This is a genomic window from Actinoplanes sp. SE50/110, from assembly GCF_900119315.1.
GTDB lineage: Bacteria > Actinomycetota > Actinomycetes > Mycobacteriales > Micromonosporaceae > Actinoplanes.
The window spans coordinates 3,433,507-3,456,780 of sequence record NZ_LT827010.1; the positions used below are offsets into that span (position 1 = coordinate 3,433,507).

Below are 23,274 nucleotides of genomic sequence, written 5' to 3' on the forward strand. Positions count from 1 at the left end.
CGACCCACCGCCGCGCCGCCACGACCAGACCGAGCGCCCCCATCGCGGCCGCGACCGGGACCTTCGGCGACCGAGCGCCGCCCCCGGCACCACCAGGACTGCCCACGGTGAGCGGAGTGGCCGGCATCGATTCGTACGTCCGGTCGGTCGTCACCCTGGCCGCCCGGCTGTGGCCTTGCGGCCGGTGGCGGCGGCGGGCGGTAGTGAACTTCCGGCTAGCGCTTGCGGCGGCGGGCGGCGGCGATGGCGGCGGCGAGGCAGAGGGCGGTGGCGGCGATGAGGAGGAGGACCAGGGGGAGGCGGGAGGAGGAGCTCTTCGGTGTTGCCCGGACCGCTTCGGCGGCGGCGGGTGGGACGGCGGCGGACGGGGCCGCCTGGTCGGCTGTTGACGACGCGGGGGAGCGGGGTGTGGCGGGAGTGTCGGGCAGCGGGTGTCTGAGGATGGGCGGTTTCGCACCCTCGGAGACGGTGAGCAGGGCGGTGCCGTCGGTGGTGTAGGCGACCGATTCGCCCTGTGGCTCGTCCGGGAGCGGAATCTGCCGGGGTGTGCCGGAGACCAGGGCTTTGACGACGTCGCCGCCGGGAACGTCGTATTCGAAGGCGTCGGCGTAGGTGCGCAGCACCACCCGGGAGCCGTCCGGGCTGGTCGCCGCGCCGGTGATCAGCAGGCGGCCGGCCAGGGAGAACGGGTTGCTGGTCGAGGTGAACGGCACCGAGACGTCACCGGCCCGCTTCAGCCGGGTGGTGCCGGTGGCGCGCAGACCGCCGTCCGGGACGTAGATCCCGGCCGCTCCGGGCTCCTTGGTCACCACGATCGGGCTGCCCTCGGCCGTGATCAGCAGAGCTTCCGCGTCGTGGGCGCCGTCCGGGTAGGACATCCGCAGCAGTTGCGGCTTCGACGAGCCGGGGGTCAGCCGCCACAGGGCGATCGTGTCCCGGGAACGGCCGTTGTCGCCGATGTCCGCGACCCACAGGATGCCGTCCCGGCCCAGTTGCAGATCCTCGGTGTCCCGCGGACGGGACGGATAGGACACCGCCCGGGCCACCGAGCAGTCCTTCCGCAGGTAGAAAATCCTGCGGTGCGACGCCTCATCCGACCCGTCGTTCACCACGACATACCCGTCGGCGGTCGTGACCAGCCCCGACAGCTCGTCCATCCGCTTGTCGGCGATCCTGCAGACCGGCGCCGCATTCACCGCGGCCACAAGCAACGGGGCGAGCAGCATGCCCCATTCGACCATGCCCGCGCCACACCCCCCACCACCCGGCCCTCGAAACCCGGCTCACTGCTGCTCATCGCGCACCTCGGCACCCGGCTGCCGCACGCGCCGGGTGTCGTCGGCTGGTGCCGGCCGAGGGTGTCGTCGGGGAATCGGCTTTTCCGGCGGTGGTGGTCAGAGCGGTTTGGTGCAGAGGACGTCCGGGGCGGGCAGGTAGCCGAGGTCCTGCCAGAAACGCAGACCGGCCTCGTTGTCGGGCAGGACCAGCAGGTTGATCCGTGGGCAGTCCAGGGCGCGGAAGCGGGACTCCAGTTCGCGGACCAGGGCGGTGGCGATTCCCCGGCGGCGGTGGTCCGGGTGGACCGCGAGGCGGAAGATCCAGCCGCGGCGGCCGTCCCAGGTGCCCAGCACGGCGCCGGTCAGTTCCGGGCCGTCGGTGGCGACCAGGAACAGGTCCGGGTCGCGGGTCAGTTTCCGCGTCAGCTCGTCGCGGGACAGCACGCCCGCCCCGGCCGCCGCCCACACCGCGGCGACCGGCTCGTAGTCGGCCCCCTCGAACGAGCGGATGTCGCCGGTCACTCCTCGTCCCCAAGGCGAGCTTCGTGGCCCGGGGCGGAGGCGCCCGAGGCGGAGGCGCCCGGAGCGGAGGCACCCGAGGCGGAGGCGCCCGGAGCGGAGGCACCCGGAGCGGGGGCGCCCGGAGCGGAGTCACCCGCGCCGGCAAGGCCGGTGCCGGAGTCGCCGGTGGTGGCAGCGGAGCGGTTGGCGGGGAGCGCGTCGGCGAGCAACTGGACCAGGTGGAGGCCGGAGACCTTGGCCAGGTCGTCCGCCTGGGTGCGGCAGGAGAAGCCGTCGGCCAGGAAGATGTCGCCCTCCTCGGCCGCGGCCAGGGCGGGCAGCAGCTGCTGTTCGGCGACGGCGACGGAGACCTCGTAGTGGCCGCGTTCGACGCCGAAGTTGCCGGCCAGGCCGCAGCATCCGCCCAGGCGTTTGACCGTGGCGCCGGCCCTCTTCAGGAGTTTGGCGTCGGCTTCCCAGCCCATCACGGCGTGGTGGTGGCAGTGCGGCTGGGCGATGACCCGGACCCCGGCCAGCGAGGGCGGGGTCCAGCCGGGGGTGGCGGCCAGCAGCTCGGCGACCGTCCGGGTGGCAGCGGCGACCTCCTTCGCGGCCTCGGTGTCGACGAGTTCGACGGCGTCCTGACGCAGGACGCCGGTGCAGGAGGGCTCCAGGCCGACGATCGGGATGCCCTGTTTGACGGCCTGGTGCAGTTCGTGGACGGTGGCGCCGAGGATGCGGCGGGCGGCGTCCAGCTGGCCGGTGGTGATCCAGGTCAGGCCGCAGCATGCTGTGCGGCTGGTCACCCGTGGGGCGTAGCCGGCGTCGGTGAGCAGGTCGACGGCGGCCCGGGCGATGTCCGGGGCGAAGTGGTCGGTGAAGCTGTCGACGAACAGGATGACCGGCTTGCCGGTCTGGACGCCGCGGAAGGAGGAGCGGAACGTGCGGTCCGCGAAGGTGGGGATGGAGCGCCGGGCGTCGACGCCGGCGACGTACAGCGCGAGGCGCCGGATGCCGGGCAGGTTGGTCATCAGGTTGGCCAGGGCCGGCACCCTGGAGGCGAGCCGGGACCAGCGCGGCAGCCAGCCCAGCGAGTAGTGCGAGCGCGGGCGGGCGCGGCCCCGGTAGCTCTGGTGCAGAACCTCCGACTTGTAGGCCGCCATGTCGATGCCGGTGGGGCAGTCCGACGCGCAGCCCTTGCAGGACAGGCAGAGGTCGAGGGCGTCGTGGACGGCCTCGGCCCGCCAGTCGGGGGCGAGATCGCCGTCGAGCATCTCCTGCAGCACCCGGGCGCGGCCGCGGGTGGAGTCCTTCTCGTTTCTGGTGGCCAGGAACGACGGGCACATCACGCCGCCGAGGACCGTGGTGTCGACCCGGCACTTGCCGACCCCGGTGCACCGGTGCACGGCCTGGTTGAAGTCGCCGCCGTCGGCGTGGTACGCCAGCGCCAGTTTCGTGGTGACCGGCCGGGCCTGCGACACCCGGATGTTCGCGTCGACCGGGTCGGGGTCGACCAGGTTGCCCGGGTTCAGCAGGTTGTCCGGGTCGAAGGTGTGCTTGATCCGCCGGAACAGGTCCAGCGCGGCGGGCGAGTACATCCGGCTGAGCAGTTCGCTGCGGGCCCGGCCGTCGCCGTGCTCGCCGGAGAGTGACCCGCCGTAGCTCACCACCAGGTCGGCCGCGTCCTCCAGGAACGCGCGGAATCTCCCCGGTCCGCCCGGCTTGTCGAGCGGGAAGTCGAGCCGGACGTGCACGCAGCCGTCGCCGAGGTGGCCGTACGGCATGGCGTGCAGGCCGTGCCGCGCGGTCAGCGCGTCGAAGTCGCGCAGATATGCCCCGATTCTCGCGGGCGGGACCGCCGCGTCCTCCCACCCGGCGTGCGCCGGCAGCCCGCCGGGAGCGCGCCCGGCCAGGCCGGCGCCGTCCTCGCGGATCTTCCACAGCGGGGCGGCCTGCGCGGTGTCCTCGACGATCAGCGAATCGACCGCCTGGGCGGCCTTGACCAGCCCGGCCACCCGCTCGCGGACCTCGTCGAGGTCGTCGCCGGCGATCTCCACCATCAGCCAGGCGGCGCCGCCGGGCAGCGGGGGCACCGCGTCCGGCCCGCGGCGGCTGCGGACCACGTCGCAGATCCGGTGGTCGAGCCCCTCGCACGCGGTGGGCTTGAACTCCAGGATGGCCGGGATGACGTCACCGGCGGTGCCGAAGTCGGGGTAGCCGAGCACCACCAGGGTGCGGTGCACCGGGTCGGCGACCAGCCGCACGGTGGCCTCGGTCACCACCGCGAGGGTGCCCTCGCTGCCGACCAGGAACTCGGTGAGGTTGAACCCGTTCTCCGGGAGCAGGTGCTCGACCGCGTAACCGGAGACCTGCCGTCCGAAGGTGCCGAACTCGGTGCGGCCGACCGCGAGGTGGGCGCCGATCAGGTCCTTGAGGGCGGCGACCGTCTTGTCGGCGCCGGTGGTGACCGGGCCGGTGACCAGCTGCTCGCCGTCGATCGTCAGAGCCTTCAGGGCCAGGACGTTGTCCGACGTACGGCCGTAGCCCAAGGTCCGTGACCCGCACGAATTGTTGCCGATCATGCCGCCGATCGTGCAGCGGGTGTGGGTCGACGGGTCCGGCCCGAACCGCAGGCCGAACGGTTTCGCCGCGGCCTGCAGGGTGGCCTGCACCGTGCCGGCCTGCACCCGGGCCCACCGGCCGTCCCCGTCGACCTCGAGCACCCGGTTCAGGTGCCGGCTGAAGTCGAGGATCACCCCGGGGCCGATCGCGTTGCCGGCCACCGACGTCCCGGCGCCCCGGGCGGTGATCGGGACGCCCCGCTCGCGGCACACCCGCAGGGTCGCCGCCACGTCCTCGTCGTGGCGGGGCCGGACGATCGCCCGCGGGACCACCCGGTACAGCGAGGCGTCGCTGGCGTACGCCGAGCGGTGGGCCGGGTCGGTCAGCACATCGGTGACGCCGGCCTGGTTCAGGCTCCGGACGAGGTCGGTGGAGAGTGCGGCGGTTGTCACGGTGTCAGGGCAATCTGTCGGCGGGCTGGTCGCTCGAACACTACCGACCCGCCGGTCCGCCCCGGCGGCCGCTTCCCGCAGCTCGGGAACCGGGTGCACCGGCCGCCCCGGGGAACGGGTCCGGAGCGGGCGGCGGTGGCGGTCACGCACCGCAGTCGGGCACCGCCGGATTGCCGACACCGGACGTCCGTCCATCGGGTGATCCGCGTTCCGTGCGAACACCGTGGCAGAGCGCGATTCCGGCTGGCCCACCCCCTTGTCGCGAGACTACCGCAGCGCAACCCGGGACAGGCGCGGGAATGCCAACTTCGCGTACGGAAGGTGACCGACCCTCGATTGCCCGGCCCGACTCGGGCATCCTGACATCAAGGCAGCGGCCGTCGGCGCGGAGCGGAGGTGTGGTGCACCGGGAACCGGGAACCGTTCGCTTGTGGATCCGCCGGCTCGGCGCGGTCACGCTCGTCGTGATGCCGGTGGCCTTCGCCCGGATCGTCTCCGCCTCGGCGCACAGCGACGGCCTGTTCGCCTGGCTCGCCCTGTTCGCCGGCTATCTGGTCGGCGTGCTCGGGATCGGCCTGGCCGTCGTCGTCAGCCGGCAGGACGGGCCCCGCCCGCCGGTCCCGCTGGTCCCGCGGGAGCTGCCGGCCGTCCCGCCGCTGCTGCTCGGCCGCGCCGACCGGGTCGGCGAGGCGGTGGCCTACCTGTCCGCCGCGACCGGTCCGGCGGTGCGCACCGTGGTGATCGCCGGCGCGCCCGGGATCGGGAAGACCGCCGTCGCCCTGTTCACCGCGCACCGGGTGGCCGCCCGCTACCCGGACGGCCAGCTGTTCGCCACCCTGGACGCCCGTGGCCGGGACCCCGACGAGATGGTGCGTCGCACGCTGATCCGGTTCCTGCTGGCGCTCGGGCACCCGGCCGAGCGGGCGGCCGGGCTGGACGTCTGCCGCCAGGAGTTCCAGCGGATGTCGGCCGGCAAACGGCTCCTGGTGGTGCTCGACGACGTGCACGGGCTGGACCCGCAGCCGCTGATCCCGGCCGGCGCGGGCAGTGCCGTGCTGCTCACCTCGCCGCAGGTCCGGCCCGGGCGGGCGCCGCACCTGCTGCTGCCGCTGGAGCCGCTGGCCGACCGGGACGCGGTCGCGCTGCTCGCCCAGATCGTCGGGGAGCAGCGGGTCCGCGACAGTCTGCCGGCCGCCACCGCACTCGCCCGGGCCTGCGCCGGGCTGCCGCTCGCCCTGCAGATCGCCGGCCAGGCCCTGGTGGCCCGCCCGTCGGCGGACATGTCGGTGGTCCTGTCCCGCGCCGACGTCGCGTCCGGTGACTCCCGGCCGACGGAGCGGGGCCGCGATCCGCGGTCGGTGGAGCCGGGTCATGACCCGCGCCGGTGGGCGCTGAACGTCAGCTACGAGCTGCTCAGCCGCGGCGACCGGGACGCCGTGCTGAGCCTGGGCCGGCTGTCCCGTCGCTTCGAGCCGTGGATGCTGGCCGCGGAGACCAATCTGGACGAGGATCAGGCCCGGTCGCTGGCCGATCGCCTGTCCGCCACCCAGTTCGTCGAGCGGTGGACCGCCGACGCGGCCGGCGTGCCGGTCTACGAGACGGTCGAGCACGTGCAGGATTTCGCCCGGCTGCGGGCCGGCGGCGACCGTCCGGCGCCGCCGCACCCCCGGCCGCGCACCCGCGATCCGCTGGACGAGCAGCGGATCCACACCTATGACCTGCTGGACAAGGGCAGTCTGGTGGCGGCCGACGTCAACGTCCGCGAGGTGCTCGACCGGGCCCGGCAGGCCGGCGACCAGCCAGGAGTCGGCAAGGCGCTGGCCGCGCTGGCCGAGCTGCGCGCCGAGCTGGGCGGCACCGACGAGGTGGTGGACCTGGCCGAGCAGGCCTGGCAGCACCAGGATCCGGGGATCCGGGCCCGGGTGTACCGGGTGATGGGCCACATCCAGCGCCGGGTCCGGCAGCTCGACGTCGCCGAGCGCAACCTGTCCCGGGCGCTGCGCCACGCCGGGCAGGCCGGTGACGAGCCGGAGCAGATCCGGGTGCTGACCGAGCTGGCCCTGGTGCACCGGCTCGGCGGCCGGGCCGCTCAGGCGCTGGAGCACACCGGCCGCGCCATGGCGCTGGCCGAGGGCCGCCGCGACGGCGGCATCCGCTACCGGTCGCGGATTCTGCTGGCCGAGGGCATGACACTGATCAAATTGAGCCGGTACGCCGAGGCCGAGCAGCGGTTCGCCGACGCGCGCGCCGCGGCCGACCGGGCCGGGTACCGGTTGTGGCGGCAGTGGGTCGACTACCGGGACGCGCAACTGCACGTCCGCTCCGGCGACGCGGTCCGCGCCCAGGATCTGGCGATCGCGGCGCTCGCCGGGTTCACCGGGATCCGGCACCGCTACGGCACCGGCCACTGTCGCCTGTTGCTGGGCCGGATCCACGCCGACGCCGGGCAGTACGCGGCGGCCCGCACGGTGATCGAGGACGCGCTGGAGACCTTCCGCAACTGCGGGGACCGGTTCATCGAGGGGCACGCCGCGGCCGAGTTGGCCAGCGTGCATCTCCGGGAGGGCTCGCTGGCCGCGGCGGCGGACGCGCTGCGCCGGGCCAAGCAGCTCAAGACCGGGCAGCGGTACTGGCAGACCTCGCTGCGTCTGACCGGGGCCCGCCTGCGTCGGATGGCCGGCGGTGGCGCGCCACGCCGGGTGGAACCGATCGCGCCGTCCAGCCCGGTCGGGTGGTGACGTGTCGGTCACCCACTTTCAGCAGCGCCGGGCCCGGCTGTCCCGCTCGCTCCTGCCGCGCGGCCTGCCGGTGCTCAGCGTCGCGGCCGGCCTGATCGGGGTCGCGCTGCCGTCCACCTCGGCGGCCACCGTGCTGACCGGGGTGGCCGCGGCGCTCGGCGCGGGCGCCGGGGTGCGCGCGTTCGCCGCCACCCGGCCGGGCCGGCCGGCCGACGCAGGGGAGGCCGATTCGCCGGCGGCGCAGTGGAAGTCGTACAGCGAGGCGCTGATCCAGCCGGTGCCGGCCCAGCTGCCGCCGGGCAACAGCACCTTCCGGGGCCGGGCCGTCGAGCTGAGCACGCTGCGGGAGCGGCACGACCGGTGGCGGGAGCGGCAGCGCACCAGCCAGACCGAGGCGCCGGTGCTGATCTTCCTGCACGGCATGGCCGGGATCGGCAAGACGGCGGTGGCGCAGTCCCTCGCGCACGCCCTGAAGGAGGATTACCCGGACGGCCAGTTGTACGCCAACCTCGGGGTGGCCGGCACCTCCCGGTCCCCGGCCCAGGTGCTGCACAGTTTCCTGCCCGCGCTGGGCTGGGACGTCGAGCGGATCCCGACCTCGACCGCCGAGCGGGCCTGGCTGTTCCGGACGCTGACCCGGGACAAGCGGATGCTGATCGTGCTGGACGCCGCCCGCGACCAGGCCCAGCTGCGCGACCTGATGCCCAGTGAGAGCCGGTGCGCGGTGATCGTCACCAGCCGGCGGGACATGAGCCCGGCGTTCGGGGCGCGGTCGTTGCAGTTGCGGCCGCTGTCCACCGACGACGGCATCGACCTGCTGGCCGCGGTGCTCGGCTACGGTGTCCCGTTCGATCTGGGCGCGGCCACCGCGATCGTGTACGCGTGCGGCGGGCATCCGCTGGCCCTGCGGGCGGCCGCCGATCTGGCCGCGCAGCGCCGGATGTCGCTGCCCGCGCTCGCCGACGAGCTGCGCGAGCCGGGCGGTCTGCGCGCCGTGCTCCGGGCGCCGAGCCGGGATCTGCACGACCGCCTCAGCGGCCAGTACAAGGCGCTCGGCCCGGACCATCAGAAGGCGTTCCGGTTGCTGTCGTTCGTCGGCTCGGACACCTTCGTGCCGTGGGTGTTGCGGCCCGCCTCGGGGGTGGCGCTGCCCGAGGCGGAGAGCCTGATCGCCGACCTGGCCTCGGCGCAGCTGGTGCTGGCCGCCGGCCGGGACGAGGTGACCGCGATCGACCGGTACGCGCTGCCGCCGATCGCCCGGCAGCTGGCCGTGTCGCTGGCCGAGCCGGGCGACGACCCGGACGGGGCGCGGCGGCGCATCGACGAGGCGTACCTGGAGGCCGCCGAGCGGGTGATCCGGGAGCTGGACGCCGGGTTCGCGGCCGCCCGGCCGGCGTCGCCGGTCCGCTGGCTGCCGGCCGACGCCCGGTTCGCGCACCGGGTCGCCGGCCGGGGGCAGGCCAAGGTGTGGGTGCGGGAGGAGTACGGCAATCTGCTGCGGGTGATCCGGCTGGCCGCCGAGCGCGGCGACCACGCCCTGATCACCCGGATCGCCTCCTGGCTGGGTGGCTGCGCGCCGCGGGGCGTGCCGGCGGCCGAGGTGCTGGACGGGTTCCGGATCGCGGTCGACTCGGCGCAGCACCTGGGTGCGGCGGCCCGGGCGGACGTGCTGCTGGCGCGGGGCGCCTACCGGACCGCGGTGGAGCGGTACACCGCGGCGTTCGAGGATTTCGCCGAGGCGCAGTCGCTGTGCCGCACCGGGTCGCTGGCCTCGCGCCGGGTGCTGCTGGAGCGCCGCTGCGGGGAGGCGCATCTGCGGGCCGGCGAGTTCACCGCGGCGGCCGGCCGGTTCGCCCGGGCGCAGGAGCTGGCGGCGCGGCTGCCGGCCGGGGCGGCCATGCTGCCGCTGCTGCGGACGTTGCGCCGGCTGGCCGATCCGGATGCGGGCCCGCCGGAGCCGGTGGAGCCGGTCGATCCGGCCGGACCGGGGCAGCCCGATGACGAGCTGGCGTACTGGTCGGCGCTGGCCGGGTGTGACCGGGCGGTGGCCGGCGACGGCTGGGACACCGCCGAGCGGATCCTGGCGGCGGCGGCCGCCGACTACCACGACGACCTGCGCCGGGCGGCGACCATCGCGTACTGGCAGGCGCGGCTGCACCTGGCCCGCCACCACCGTGCCCCGGGATCCGGCCACCTGCGGCCGGCCCTGCGCGCGGCGCACCGCAGCCTGCACGACCACCTGCTGCTCGGTGACCCGGCCGGTCAGGTCCGGACCCGGTGTGTGCTGGTCAGCGCGTATCTCGCGGCCGGCCGGACGGATCTGGCCGATCGGCAGCTGCAGGAGGCCCGGCGGGCCCGGGCCGGGGTCGACCCGTGGCTCACCCGGCCCGGGAATCCGCTGGACGCGCTGCTGCGCCGGGCCCGGGCCGAGGCCGCCCGGCACGCCGGCCGGGACGAGGAGGCGGTGCACGAGTTGCGCCGGGCGGCGCTGGTGCTGGCCGCCAACGGCGATCGGCGGGCGGTCGCCGAGATCGCCGGGCTGATCGGCGACGATCCGGCGGTGCTGTGGCGCGACGCGGAGGCGGAGGCCGGGTCGGCCGGTGCGGTGCGCGCCTACCTGGACCACGGGCCGCCGATCACCGTGGGGCAGGCGGTCACCCTGCGGGTCGAGATCTCGGCGGCCCACCTGCGCCGCTACCGGGATGTCGTGAGCGGCACCTCGCTGACCGTCCTGGTCTGCGCCGACGGCGCCGACGTGGTCCCGATGGGCGCGGCGGTGGACCTGCGCGACCTGCGCGACGACGTGCGGCTGGTGCACGAGCTGCGCCCGCGGATCGCCGGGCCGTTCAGCGTCAAGGTGCAGTTGTACGCGCCGGGCGACGGCGTGCTCCTGCAGGAGTTCGAGGCCGGTCTGGCACCGGTGGCGCGGGCCGAGCGGGAGGCGGCTTGACCGCTGACGACCTCGGCATGCGGCGCTCCGTGCAGAACCGGCTGGGCGGGTCCGACCCGTTCCCGGGCCAGCGGACCCCGGAACCGGCCCGGCTGCCGCTGCACCGCACCATCTACCTCCGGCTGGACGCGGACCCGGACGGAAGCTGCCGGATGACCCTGATGGGTGACGGGCTGGGTGACGACGGCGGCGGCCCGCTCGGTGGCCGCCTGGCCAGTACCGAGAAGGACCTGCTGGCCATGGCCGACCGGCTGCGCAAGGTGTGGACCGACGGCTTCGTGCTGTTCCTGGCCGACGACGACGTGGCCGACGACCGGTGCCGGTTCGCCGCCGACTTCGATCTGTCCGCGCACCGGGACACTCCGGAGTGGGACGCCGCGCTGCGCCGGCTGGCCCGGACCGGCTACGACGTGTTCCGCGCGGTCTTCCTGACCGGCGACGCCGGGCTGCGCCGGGCCGGCGAGCGGCTGCGGGACATGCTGCGCGCCGGTCCGCAGGTCATCTCGTTCCACAGTGACGTCATCTTCCTGCCCTGGCAGATGCTCTACGTCCCGCCGGACGGGCAGGATCTGCTGGACGACGACTGCGCCTGGGAGTTCGATGGTTTCCTCGGCTTCCGGCACCACGTCGAGCACGTCTTCTCGGACCGGCCGGACTCGTTCCGGCACCGGCTGGACGCCACCGGCGGGATCCGGGCCGGGCTGAACTACGACGCGGCCCTGGACCGGATGACGCCGCCGGTGCTGCGGCCGCTGCGCGAGATGCTGGAGTCGCTGCCGGCCGAGCGGATCGAGCGGCGCTGGCGGGAGACGTTCCCGGCGCTGGACCGGGCGTTGCGCGCCGACGACTACAACGACCAGATCATGTACTTCAACTGTCACGGGTGGGTGACCGCGGCCGGGCCGGAGGAGGCGTACATCGCGCTGACCGACGGCCGCCCGATCTACAAGACGCATTTCCGGGAGTGGCTGACCGGCCGGCCGCTGGTGCACAGCCCGGTGGTGCTGATCAACGCGTGCGAGGGCGCCCAGCTGTCCTCGATGTTTCTCGACTCGTTCGGCCTGGCGCTGCTGGCCGCCGAGGCGAACTGCCTGATCGGCCCGCAGATCGAGATTCCGGCGTCGTTCGCCGCGCGGTACGCCGTGGAGTTCTTCCGGGAGCTGCTGCGCGGGGTGTCGGTCGGTGCCGTGGTGCGCGGGCTGGCCCGGGGTTTCGCCGAGCGGCACGCCAACCCGCTGGGTCTGGCGATCTCGTCGTACCGAGGGATGGACACCTATTTTGACGTCTCGAACAGTGCCGACCCGGCTCCCGCGACGCAGCGGATTCTCCTGGTATCGGACGATCCGGTTGAACGCCGCCGGACGCCTGCTTGATGACGCCGCCGAGCCGGTGCCGGCCGCCCGGGTCCGCGAGCACCTGGCGTCCCGGCTGCGGCTGCCCCGGTCGGTGACCGACATCTTCGTGTTCGTGCACGGCTGGCGGACGCCGCACCGTACCGCGCAATCGTCTTTTGCCCGGTTCTTCGGTGCGGTGTGGAACGGCCGGGAGCGATGGGCGTCGCTGCCCGGCGCGGCCGGACCGTTCGTGCCGTGGTTCATCGGGGTGCAGTGGCCGTCGAGCAGTGCGCCGACCCCGGGCGGCTATCAGCGGATCCGGGAGCGGGCGCACGCGGTCAGCACCGGCGGGCACGCCGCCTTCGTGCTCGGCCAGCTGCTCGGCTACCTCGATGAGCAGCGGGACCGGCCGCGGCGCGGCGCGGACCGGCTGACCAACGCGGCCGGGCAGTACGTGCACTGCGTCGGGCACTCGTTCGGCGGTCGGTTCCTGGGTGAGGCGATCCGCCGGGCCGCCGACCGTCCCGCCGGCACGCTGGGCTGGGACCATCGCAGCCGGCATCCGTTCGGGGTGGACACGTATCTGGCGTTCCAGATGGCGGCGCCGCCGGACATCTTCGACGGCCGGCTGGCCGGGATCCTGACCGACGGCGTGGTGCACGGCCGGATCGTGCTGACCTACAGCCGGCTCGATCACGCCAACGCGATCTGGCACCGGGCGATGGAGCGCAGGCCGGGCATCGGGGCGGTCGGCGCGACCGCCCCGGCCGGTCTGGTCTCGACGATTCCGCTGCACCGTCCCGGCGACCCGTACCACCGGGCGGACTTCGCCACCCCGATCGTCAACGTGGACGCCTCGCCGGTCTTCACCCGGCCGCGGCTGAGCGTGACCGGCGCCCACTCCGACTACTGGCACGCCCACTCGATCCACCTGCTGCTGAGCCTGGCCGCGCTGGCCCGGCCCACCGGCGGCTGATCCGGTCAGGGCAGGGTGCGGGCCAGATCGTCGTCGGTCAGTGAGCCGGGCGGGGTCCCGTCGGCGAGGGCGCGGTGCAGCCGGGCCTGGATCGCCGCGGCGGCCGGGGTGGGGATGCCGTGCAGCCGGCCGCGCAGGACGATCTCGCCGTCCAGGTAGTCGGTCTCCGGCGGGGTGGCGCGGGCCAGGCTCTGCCGGGTGGAGGCGCCGACCCGCGGGTGGGAGGGGATCTCGCCGAGCCGGAACTCGTGGAGATCCAGGGCGGCCGGGGTGATCCCGGCGGCGGCGAGGACGGCGGTGGCCTCGGCCTGCAGCGTCCTGAGCGCGGCGTCCCGCAGGGGACTCTCCGGATAGAGCGCGTCCAGCGTGTTGGCCATGTTGCCGAGGAGCTTCCCGGCCTTGTACGCCACGATGTCCGCCACCACGTGCACACGGAAACCGCCCCGCCGCAGCCCGGCCCCGATCCGCTCGGCCAGCGGGTCGCTCGCGGGGGCCGGGTAGCTGCCGAGGAACAGGACGGCGGGCGCGTCGGCGGCGTGGTTGACCACCTCGCCGGGGACCACGAAGGTGGCCGGGATGCCGATCACGCCGCCGACCACCCGGGCGAACGAGCGCAGTGCGGCCCGCTCGTTGTCCAGCCCGTTCTGCAGGGTGACCAGGGGGAGGTCGGTGGCGGACAGGCCGGTGGCGCCGTCGGCGCGTTTCACCGGACGCCACGCCCAGTCCCGTACCGCGGTCGCGGTGTCCTGCGATTTGGTCGCCAGCACGAGCACGTCGTGCTCGCCCAGCTCGACCTCCTCCGGTCCGGCGACGACCGGGATCCGCACCTGGTGGACACCGTCCGGTCGAACGTAGCGGAGCCCGTCCGCGCGCAGCGCCGCCAGCTGGGCGCCGCGGGCCACCAGCAGGGTGTCCGCCCCGGCCCGGTGGAGCTCAGCGGCGATCGAGGCGCCCACCGCGCCGGCCCCGATCACGACGTACCGCGGATCTGTTCCAGTAGGAATTGCTGCCGGTGTCATGCAGCTCAGCATGGCTCCGCGCCGACGGCCGTGTCCAATCCTGATTCCTGATCGATCAGCGCTCGCGGCGGCATCCACGAGCGGTTCGAACGGCGATGGAGCCTTCGATCCTCACCCCGCAACCCAGCCTCCTAGGATGCTGTAGACCGTGTGTGCGAGGGCGGAAATCGTCAGGGGGCTGTTCTACGATCGGGGGCATGAGCGTGGCTGCGGGCCGCGGAGCCGGCGCCGCGCGGGCTGAGCGATGCGGAGACCGATCTGGCAACGCGATATACCGATGCTTTTCAGCGCTGTGACGGGCGGCCCTGGTCGCGTTGCTGCACGCGGACGCGGGTCGGTCGATGCCGCCGTTCGCCGGATTGCTGCGCGGCGCCGTCGAGATCGGCCGGTGGATGGCCGAGGACGGGGAGGACCCGGCCGGCCCGGTGGACGCCGGCCGGAGTGCGGTTCCCAGTTTCGGCGGACCGCCGGGGGGTAGATTGGGCCGCGTCATCGGGGCAGAACTTGAAGTGTTCCAGAAGAATTGCCTAGCCTGGTCGGGCGGCGTCGGGCCAACGGCGGCCCCTTCGGAAGGATTGTGATGAGCGACATCCAGGATCAGAAGGCGTCGGGCTGCCCGGTCGCCCACGACTCGGCCACCGGGCACGGCGGCAGCGAGAGTGAGAACCCGGGGATTCCCTCGCCGCAGGCGCGCACCGGCGGCCGCCCGCGGGGCAACCGGGACTGGTGGCCCAACCAACTCGACCTGTCCGTGCTGCATGCCCACTCATCGAAGAGCAACCCGCTCGGCGAGGCGTTCAGCTACGCCGCCGAGTTCGCCAAGCTGGACGTGGAGGCGCTCAAGCGGGACATCACCGAGGTGCTGACCACCTCGCAGGACTGGTGGCCGGCCGACTTCGGGCACTACGGCGGCCTGATGATCCGGCTCAGCTGGCACGCCGCCGGCACCTACCGGATCCAGGACGGCCGGGGTGGCGCGGGCGACGGCGGGCAGCGGTTCGCGCCGCTGAACAGCTGGCCGGACAACGCGAACCTGGACAAGGCGCGCCGTCTGCTGTGGCCGGTGAAGCAGAAGTACGGTCAGCAGATCTCCTGGGCCGACCTGCTGGTGCTGGCGGGCAACGTGGCGTTGGAGTCGATGGGGTTCCAGACGTTCGGTTTCGGCTTCGGCCGGGTCGACACCTGGGAGCCGGAGGAGATCTTCTGGGGTCCGGAGGACGCCTGGCTCGGTGACGAGCGGTATGTCTCCGACAAGACGATGTCCGAGGGTGTCGGCGCCACCGAGATGGGCCTGATCTACGTCAACCCGGAGGGGCCGCGCGGCAACGCCGACCCGGCGCAGGCGGCGCACTTCATCCGGGAGACGTTCGCCCGGATGGCGATGAACGACGAGGAGACCGTCGCGCTGATCGCCGGTGGTCACACGTTCGGCAAGACGCACGGCGCCGCGGTCGCCGCCGACCACGTCGGTCCGGAGCCGGAGGGTGCGCCGCTGGAGGCGCAGGGCCTGGGCTGGCTGAGCACGCACGGCAGCGGCCGGGCCGGGGACACGATCACCAGCGGTCTCGAGGTGACCTGGACCGACAAGCCGACACAGTGGAGCAACCGGTTCTTCGAGATCCTGTTCGGCTACGAGTGGGAGCTGACCACCAGCCCGGGCGGGGCCAAGCAGTGGGTCGCCAAGGACGCCGAGGCGATCATCCCGGACGCGCACGACCCGGCGAAGAAGCACAAGCCGACGATGCTGACCACCGACCTGTCGCTGCGCGTCGATCCGGCGTACGAGAAGATCTCCCGCCGTTTCCTGGAGCACCCCGACGAGTTCGCGCTGGCGTTCGCGAAGGCCTGGTACAAACTGCTGCACCGGGACATGGGGCCGGTGTCCCGGTTCCTCGGCCCGTGGGTGCCGGAGGCGCAGCTGTGGCAGGACCCGGTGCCGGCCGTCGAGCACCCGCTGCCCGGTGACGCCGAGATCGCCCAGCTGAAGGCGACGATTCTGGAGTCCGGGCTGAGCACGGCCGACCTGGTCGGTGTCGCGTGGGCGTCGGCCGCGACGTTCCGGTCGACCGACAAGCGTGGCGGGGCCAACGGTGCCCGGCTGCGCCTGGAGCCGCAGCGTTCCTGGGCGGTCAACCAGCCGGTGCTGCCGGTGCTGGCCAGGCTGGAGGAGATCCAGCGGTCGTCGACCGTGAAGATCTCGCTGGCCGACCTGATCGTGCTGGCCGGTGTGGCCGGGGTGGAGAAGGCGGCCCGTGACGCCGGCGTCGAGGTCAGCGTTCCGTTCAAGCCGGGCCGCACCGACGCGACGCAGGAGCAGACCGACGTCGAGTCGTTCGCCGTGCTGGAGCCGCGCGCCGACGGATTCCGCAACTACCTGCGCCCGGGGGAGAAGCTCCAGCCCGAGGTGCTGCTGGTCGAGCGGGCCTACATGTTGAACCTGACCGCGCCGGAGATGACCGTCCTGCTGGGCGGCCTGCGCGGGATCGGGGTCGGGGCCACCGGGTCGGGGCGGCTCACCAACGACTTCTTCGTCGACCTGCTGGCGCCGGGCACCCGGTGGACGGCGTCGGAGTCCGAGGAGCACGTCTACGAGGTTCGCGACGCGAGCACCGGGGATCTGCTGCGGACGGCCACCGCCGTCGACCTGGTCTTCGGGTCGAACTCGCAGCTGCGGGCTCTCGCCGAGGTGTACGCGAGCGCCGACGCGCGGGACCGGCTCGTGCGGGACTTCGTCGCCGCGTGGACCAAGGTGATGGAGAACGACCTGTTCTGAGCGCCCGCATTACCTCGACCACCCCAGCCCGCCGGAGCGCCGGGTCCAGGGCAGCGCCCTGGACCCGGAGGCATCATCCGGGGCAGGGTCGGAGATCCTGGCCGCCGGAGGTATCACCGTCCGGATCCCCGAACGAAAGGCCCGATCGGTTCCCGCGCGGAATCCGGTCGGGCTTCGTCGTGTCTGGGTGGAACCCGAGTATGCGCGGCCGGGGCCGGCGCGCGACGTCGCCGAAGGCGTGAGGCGCGCGTTCCGGAATGAGGACGACACCAACCGGCCGCATCAGTCGCTGAACATGGCGTTCCCGGCCGACCGGTTCATCTCCGCGCCAGCGAGACCCCCGGCATCGCGGCTACCGGCGAAGCCGCGGGCTTTCCTGACTCCGGGTGGCCGCCGTATATCGTGGTCGCTGAATTCCTGGGGATCGGGGGCTCCGATGCGCTACGACGCGTTCATCTCGTACAGCCATGCCGCTGATGGGGCGTTGGCGCCGGCGGTTCAGCGTGGCCTGCAGCGGCTCGCGCGGCGGTGGCACCGGCCGCGGGCATTGGAGGTGTTCCGGGATCAGACCGGCCTGGCGGTGAGTCACGCCCTGTGGTCGTCGATCAAAGTCGCACTGGATCAGTCGGAGTTCTTCGTGCTGCTCGCCTCCCCGGAGGCGGCCGCGTCACCATGGGTGAACCAGGAGATCGAGCATTGGCTGTCGCGGCATTCGGTTGACCGGTTGCTGCCGGTGGTGACGTCCGGCGAGTGGGTGTGGGACGCCGACGCCGGCGACGTGGACTTGGAGCGTTCGACTGCGGTACCGCCGGCGTTGCGGGGCGTGTTCGGTGAGGAGCCGCGGCACCTGGACCTACGGTGGGCCCGGGCGGAACACGAACTCGACTTGCGGCACGGCCGGTTCCGGGACGCGATCGCCGAGTTGGCGGCCGGTATGCACGGGATGAGCAAGGAGGACCTCGACGGTGAGGACGTCATCCGTCACCGGCAGATGCTGCGGATGCGTCGAGGCGCGCTTGCTGTGGTGTGTGCGCTGCTGCTGTTGGTGGCCGGTACGGCCGTGGCGTGGCGCAACGCCCGGGGTGAGGTGACCGCGACGAATGTCGCGTTGCAGCGGCAGCGTGCTGCCACGGCGGCCGAGCAACACCGAACTGAGGAGGCTGCCGACCAGGCTCGTAGTCAGCAGCAGATTGTCGAGGCTGAGCAGCAGCGGGCGCAGAAGGCCGCCGAGGAGGCGCGGGGCCAACAGGCTGTCGCGGAGGCTGAGCAGCAACGGGCTCTGCGGGCGGCGGGGGAGGCCCGGCGCCAGGAGGGCATCGCGGCGGCTGAACAGCGGCGGGCGCAGAAGGCCGCCGCGGAGGCGCGGCGCCAGCGGGGTGTCGCTGATGCGGAGAAGGCGAAGGCGAACCGCGCTGCCGCGGAGGCCGAGCGGCAGCGGAAGATCGCTGCCGACGAGCAGCGCAAGGCGCACGAGGCTGCTGCGGAGGCCGAGCGGCAGCGGGAGGAAGCCGTCAAGCAGCAGCGCATCGCCATCGGCCGGCGACTCTTGGGGCAGGCCGGCGAAGCCCGCGACCGGGATCCGAGAACCGCGATTCAGCTGGGGATCGCGGCCCGGCACATCTACCCGGGGCCGCAGTCGCAGGCCGGACTGGTCGAAACCCTCGTAAGGACTCACTATGCGGGCACCGTTACCGGTCACACCGCCGTGGTCAGCGCGGTGGCGCTCAGCGGGGACGGACGCACCCTCGTCACTGACGGCCTTGACGGCACCGTGATGGTGTGGGATCCGACCGACCGCGCCGCCCCACGGCGGCTGGCCCAGCTCACCAGCAGCACCGCTCCGGTGTACACGGTGGCGCTCAGCGGGGACGGACGGACCCTCGTCACCGGCAGCGAAGATGGCACTGCGATGGTGTGGGATCTGACCGACCGCGCCGCCCCACGGCGGCTGGCGCAGCTCACCGGCCACACCGACGTGGTGGATGCGGTGGCGCTCAGCGGGGACGGACGGACCCTCGCCACCGGCAGCTTTGACGGCACCGCGATGGTGTGGGATGTCACCGACCGCGCCGCCCCACGGCGGCTGGCCCAACTCACCGACCACACCGCTCCGGTGACTGCGGTGGCGCTCAGCGGGGACGGACGGACCCTCGCCACCGGCAGCGACGATCACACGGCGATGGTGTGGGACTTGACCGACCGCGCGGCCCCACGGCGGCTGGCGCAGCTCACCGGCCACACCGCTGGGGTGGATGCGGTGGCGCTCAGCGGGGACGGACGCACCCTCGCCACCGGCAGCTATGACGGCACCGCGATGTTGTGGGATCTGACCGACCGCGCCGCCCCACGGCGGCTGGCCCAACTCACCGGCCACACCGCCCAGGTGTACACGGTGGCGCTCAGCAGGGACGGACGGACCCTCGCCACCGGCAGCGAAGACCACACCGCGATGGTGTGGGATCTGACCGACCGCGCCGCCCCACGGCGGCTGGCGCAGCTCACCGGCCACACCGATGCGGTGGACGCGGTGGCGCTCAGCGGGGACGGACGCACCCTCGCCACCGGCAGCGTCGATCACACGGCGATGTTGTGGGATGTGACCGACCGCGCCGCCCCGCGGCGGCTGGCGCAGCTCACCGGCCACGCCGGTGCGGTGGACGCGGTGGCGCTCAGCGGGGACGGACGCACCCTCGCCAGCGGCAGCCTTGACGGCACCGCGATGGTGTGGGATCTGACCGACCGCGCCGCCCCACGGCGGCTGGCCCAGCTCACCGACCACACCGACGCGGTGACTGCGGTGGCGCTCAGCGGGGACGGACGCACCCTCGCCACCACGAGCTATGACGACACCGTGATGGTGTGGGATCTGACCGACCGCGCGGCCCCACGGCGGCTGGCCCGGCTCACCGACCACACCGCCTTGGTCAGCGCGGTGGCGCTCAGCGGGGACGGACGGACCCTCGTCACCGGCAGCGGCGATCACACCGCGATGGTGTGGGATCTGACCGACCGCGCGGCCCCACGGCGGCTGGCCCAGCTCACCGGCCACGCCGCTGCGGTGGACGCGGTGGCGCTCAGCGGGGACGGACGCACCCTCGCCACCGGCAGCGCCGACCAGACCGCGATGGTGTGGGATCTGACCGACCGCGCCGCCCCACGGCGGCTGGCCCAACTCACCGGCCACGCCGCTCCGGTGACTGCGGTGGCGCTCAGCGGGGACGGACGCACCCTCGCCACCGGCAGCCTCGACCACACCGCGATGGTGTGGGATCTGACCGACCGCGCCGCCCCACGGCGGCAGGCCCGGCTCACCGGCCACACCGACCGGGTGTACACGGTGGCGCTCAGCAGGGACGGACGCACCCTCGCCACCGGCAGCGAAGACCACACCGCGATGGTGTGGGATGTGACCGACCGCGCCGCCCCACGGCGGCTGGCCCAGCTCACCAGCCACACCGATGCGGTGGACGCGGTGGCGCTCAGCGGGGACGGACGCACCCTCGCCACCGGCAGCCACGACCACACCGCGATGCTGTGGGACCTGACCGATTTCAACGATCTCCGCGATCGGGCGAGCGAACGGGCCTGCGCGATCACCGGCGGACTCAGCCACGAAGACTGGGCCCTCTATGTTCCCGAACTCGCCTACGAGCCCACCTGCCCTTAGCCCTCGTGGAGATCATGAACGGCTTGCCAGCCGTCGGGTCGGCGGACGAAGGCCGGCAGGACGCCGGGCCGTAGCGCAGAAACCTCCTCGCCGAGGTCACGCGGCCGCAGCCCGGATGCTGCCCCGGATGACGTCCTCCACCCACCGGCGATCATCCGTCGGGTCGCCGTAGCGGGGGCTGCGCCCGCCCGGAGGTTTCGGCATCCTGGTTGGTCGTGGAGAGCATCACCAAGAACCGCCAGAGCCCGGATGTGCTGCGCGCGATGGTCGAGCGCGCCTACGGCCGGGCGGAGGTGCCCGCCGGTGACGACTGGTACGTGGAGCTGAGCCACGGCTGGTTCAACGTGGCGTACCGGATCCGCCTGCGGTCCGGACACCGGACGGTCCTGAAGATCGCGCCGCCGCCCGGTGTCGAGGTGATGACGTACGAGCGGGGTGCGATGGCGACCGAGCTGGCCGCGCTGCGCCTGATCCGCGAGCACACCGACGTGCCGGTGCCGGAGGTGGAGTTCGTCGACCGCAGCCACGAGCTGTGCGACGCCGACTACTTCTTCATGGCGTTCATCGACGGCGACAACCTCGGCATGCTGCGCGGGCAGCAATCGCCGCGGGAGCGTGCCGCGTACAACCTATCGCTGGGCGAGATCAATCGCCGGCTCAACGCCATCCGCGGCGAGCGGTTCGGGCCGCTCGACGGCTCCGGCGACCCGAGTTGGCGGGTCGTGTTCACCGCGATGATCGAGGGGGTGCTGCGCGACGGGGAACGCCGCGACGTGCCGCTCGGCTTCGGCTACGACGAGGTCCGCGCGGTGATCGCCGCGCATGCCGGCAGCCTCGACGAGGTGACCGAGCCGCGGTTCGTCGAGTGGGACATGTGGGACAACAACGTGATGGTCCGCGACGGCCGGGTCGTCGCGATCATCGACCACGAGCGGGCGTTCTTCGGCGATCCGCTGATCGAGGCCGGGTTCACCGGCAGCGAGGTGCCCGCCTACGGCGACTCGTCGGCGTTCATCCAGGGGTACGGGCGGGGCCCGGCCACCGAGGCCGAGCGGATCCGCCGGCGCCTCTACTGCCTGTACCTGGCGTTGATCATGACGATCGAGACCGCTTACCGGAATTTTCCCGGCACCGGCAACTACGACTGGGCCAGTGAGCGGCTCAAGGAGACGATGGCGCTGTTCTGACCTTCGCCGCCGCCGTGTCACCATTCGACGGGCGTGGGAGCGTTTTCCTGCCGTCACCGAGTTCCTGTCCCGGCGGTGCGACCCTGACCGTCGCCGGCCACCCGGCCCGGCACCCGCAGCGCACCGACGCACCCGGCAAGAACCGGCCCACCTGATGACGCTGAGCAGCCGGGGCGACGGGCTCAGCCTCGACGAGCTGACGAAGGTGGCCGCGCAGGTGCGGGTAGACCCCGCCGGGCTGGACCGGCTGGGTCATCCTTAGCGGGTGGACGTCGAGGAGATCACGAGCGAGACGGTGCGGCCGGTGGCCCGCGCCGTGCTCGGGCAGCGCTGGACCGACCTGGCCTTCCTGCACTGGGCGGTCGACCCGGACCGGGTGGCGCCGCTGCTGCCGGCCGGCACCGTGCCGGATGTCATCGGTGGCGTCACGTACGCCGGCGTGATCGGTTTCCGGATGGAACGGATCGGTTTCCTGGGCAGCCCCGGCGTGCCGTACCTGGGCACGTTCTGCGAGACGAACGTGCGGCTCTACAGCGTCGACGCGCAGGGCCGGCGGGCCGTGGTGTTCCGCTCGCTGGAGGCCGAACGGCTGATTCCGGTGCTGGTCGCCCGGGCCAGCCTGCAGCTGCCGTACATGTGGGCGCGGATGCGCATCGTCCGCGACGGCGACGAGCTCGCCTACGTCTCCCGGCGTCGCTGGCCCGGCCCGCGGCCCGCGACCAACCGGATGCGGATCCGGGTCGGCGCACCGATCGCCGAACCGTCGCCCCTGGAGGACTTCCTGACCGCCCGGTGGGGACTGCACACCCGGGCGTGGGGACGGACCCGGCACCTGGCCAACGATCATCCCCGGTGGCCGCTGCACCGTGCCGAGCTGCTGGACCTGGACGACAGCCTGCTGGCGGCGGCCGGGCTGCCCGGCATCGACACCCCGCCGGTCAGTGTCCTCTACTCGCCCGGTGTCCCGGTCGTCTTCGGGCCGACCGGCCGCGTGTCCCGCTGAGCCATCCGTTCAGCGGGTGCACGGTCGTTGGTCCGGCGGTGTTCATCGGGGAGCGCGTCCACGGTGATCCTGGACCGGCGGCGCCTGATATGTCGATGTCCGTTCGGTCGTAGCCGGACGGGGCGGCCATGATGAACGCATGGGCCGATCGAGAACCAACCCCGCCCCCACCGCCCCGGTCACCGCGCGCGGCCGGCGTACCCGCGATGCGCTGCTGGCCGCCGGGCGTGAGCTGCTGGAGACCCGGGGCTGGCCGGCTTTCACGCCGGAGCAGGTCGCGGCGGCCGCCGGGGTCTCGTACGGGACCTTCTACACGTACTTCGAGTCGAAGGACGACCTGCTGGGCGCGATCGTGCGGGCGGTCGCCGAGGAGATGTTCACCGACAGTCTGGTCGCGCCGGACACCGCCGACGACCCGTACGTCCGCATCGTCGCCTCGAACCGTGGTTATCTGCGCGCGTGGCGGAACGCCTCGCGGGTGTTGCGCCTGGTGGAGCAGGGTGCGGCGGCCGACGACACGCTGCGGCAGCTGCTGCTGGAGGTGCGCGAGCGGTATGTGCATCGCGGTGCCGAGGGCTTGCGCCGCCTGCAGGAGGCCGGGCTGGCCCGCACCGATCTGGATCCGCGGCTGACCGCGATCGTGCTGGGCGCCATGGTCGAGCAGATGGCGCACGTCATCTACTCGCTGCGCGAGCCGCTCGACGAGGAGGTCGTGGTCAGCCACATGTCGAAGCTGTGGGCCGCGGCGATCGGGCTCCGCGGGCATCCTTGACAATTTTGTCAGATTGCCTAACGTGGCATCCACACCAGCGGCGGCTTCGAGCGGTTCTAAGGG

The 23,274-nt window shown here is 73.2% G+C and carries 12 protein-coding genes and 2 pseudogenes; 10 read left to right on the forward strand and 4 right to left on the reverse strand.

Annotation, left to right across the window (positions count from 1 at the left end; translation table 11 throughout):
• Positions 1-215: 215 nt before the first annotated feature.
• From ACSP50_RS15225 to ACSP50_RS15235, 3 genes are all read right to left on the reverse strand, one after another.
• The gene (locus ACSP50_RS15225; protein WP_014690107.1) at positions 216-1,241 is read right to left on the reverse strand and encodes a hypothetical protein; all 1,026 of its coding nucleotides are present in this window, start codon (positions 1,239-1,241) and stop codon (positions 216-218) included.
• Positions 1,242-1,394: 153 nt separating this feature from the next.
• Entirely contained in the window at positions 1,395-1,799 is a 405-nt protein-coding gene (locus ACSP50_RS15230; RefSeq protein WP_014690108.1) for a GNAT family N-acetyltransferase, read from the reverse strand.
• On the reverse strand, positions 1,796-4,792 hold the full coding sequence (locus ACSP50_RS15235; RefSeq protein ID WP_014690109.1) for an FAD-linked oxidase C-terminal domain-containing protein: 2,997 nt from the start codon (positions 4,790-4,792) through the stop codon (positions 1,796-1,798). The genes ACSP50_RS15230 and ACSP50_RS15235 overlap by 4 nt, the downstream gene beginning before the upstream one ends.
• 428 nt (positions 4,793-5,220) lie before the next feature.
• Between ACSP50_RS15235 and ACSP50_RS15240 the strand changes: the two genes are divergently transcribed.
• Genes ACSP50_RS15240 through ACSP50_RS15255 form a run of 4 tightly spaced genes read left to right on the forward strand, consistent with a single transcriptional unit; the run spans position 5,221 to position 12,790 of the window.
• A complete protein-coding gene (locus tag ACSP50_RS15240) occupies positions 5,221-7,530 on the forward strand; it encodes an NB-ARC domain-containing protein (protein WP_080127830.1) in 2,310 nt (769 codons plus the stop codon).
• A gap of 1 nt (position 7,531) precedes the next feature.
• Positions 7,532-10,480 (forward strand): NB-ARC domain-containing protein, encoded by a 2,949-nt coding sequence (locus ACSP50_RS15245; protein ID WP_014690111.1) that lies wholly within the window; start codon positions 7,532-7,534, stop codon positions 10,478-10,480.
• A complete protein-coding gene (locus ACSP50_RS15250; RefSeq protein ID WP_014690112.1) occupies positions 10,477-11,853 on the forward strand; it encodes a CHAT domain-containing protein in 1,377 nt (458 codons plus the stop codon). The genes ACSP50_RS15245 and ACSP50_RS15250 overlap by 4 nt, the downstream gene beginning before the upstream one ends.
• Positions 11,828-12,790 (forward strand): hypothetical protein, encoded by a 963-nt coding sequence (locus ACSP50_RS15255; protein WP_014690113.1) that lies wholly within the window; start codon positions 11,828-11,830, stop codon positions 12,788-12,790. The genes ACSP50_RS15250 and ACSP50_RS15255 overlap by 26 nt, the downstream gene beginning before the upstream one ends.
• A 5-nt stretch (positions 12,791-12,795) precedes the next feature.
• Here ACSP50_RS15255 and ACSP50_RS15260 read toward each other — a convergent pair whose 3' ends face one another.
• On the reverse strand, positions 12,796-13,809 hold the full coding sequence (locus ACSP50_RS15260) for a ketopantoate reductase family protein (protein ID WP_172898757.1): 1,014 nt from the start codon (positions 13,807-13,809) through the stop codon (positions 12,796-12,798).
• Between the two features lie 580 nt (positions 13,810-14,389).
• Between ACSP50_RS15260 and katG the strand changes: the two genes are divergently transcribed.
• From katG to ACSP50_RS15285, 6 genes and pseudogenes are all read left to right on the forward strand, one after another.
• Positions 14,390-16,582 carry a catalase/peroxidase HPI gene (gene katG, locus ACSP50_RS15265; RefSeq protein WP_014690115.1) on the forward strand — a complete coding sequence of 731 codons (2,193 nt, stop codon included), beginning with the start codon at positions 14,390-14,392 and terminating at the stop codon, positions 16,580-16,582.
• A gap of 436 nt (positions 16,583-17,018) precedes the next feature.
• Positions 17,019-19,182 (forward strand): annotated as a pseudogene (locus tag ACSP50_RS15270) (NAD(+) hydrolase ApTIR).
• Positions 19,183-19,256: 74 nt separating this feature from the next.
• Positions 19,257-20,249 (forward strand): annotated as a pseudogene (locus ACSP50_RS44800) (WD40 repeat domain-containing protein); the annotation flags it as partial.
• 215 nt (positions 20,250-20,464) lie between these two features.
• Positions 20,465-21,436, forward strand: a complete 972-nt coding sequence (locus ACSP50_RS15275) for a phosphotransferase family protein (protein WP_014690118.1) — start codon at positions 20,465-20,467, stop codon at positions 21,434-21,436.
• A gap of 265 nt (positions 21,437-21,701) precedes the next feature.
• Positions 21,702-22,439, forward strand: a complete 738-nt coding sequence (locus tag ACSP50_RS15280) for a YqjF family protein (RefSeq protein ID WP_014690120.1) — start codon at positions 21,702-21,704, stop codon at positions 22,437-22,439.
• Positions 22,440-22,578: 139 nt separating this feature from the next.
• Positions 22,579-23,211, forward strand: a complete 633-nt coding sequence (locus tag ACSP50_RS15285; protein WP_014690121.1) for a TetR/AcrR family transcriptional regulator — start codon at positions 22,579-22,581, stop codon at positions 23,209-23,211.
• Positions 23,212-23,274 lie beyond the last annotated feature (63 nt).

What these genes read in the sequence shown, in the direction of transcription:
- ACSP50_RS15225 (WP_014690107.1), bottom strand. Translation starts at nt 1,241, where the DNA reads ATGGTCGAATGGGGCATGCTGCTCGCCCCGTTGCTTGTGGCCGCGGTG.
- ACSP50_RS15260 (WP_172898757.1), bottom strand. Translation starts at nt 13,809, where the DNA reads ATGACACCGGCAGCAATTCCTACTGGAACAGATCCGCGGTACGTCGTG.
- katG (WP_014690115.1), top strand. Translation starts at nt 14,390, where the DNA reads ATGAGCGACATCCAGGATCAGAAGGCGTCGGGCTGCCCGGTCGCCCAC.
- ACSP50_RS15285 (WP_014690121.1), top strand. Translation starts at nt 22,579, where the DNA reads ATGGGCCGATCGAGAACCAACCCCGCCCCCACCGCCCCGGTCACCGCG.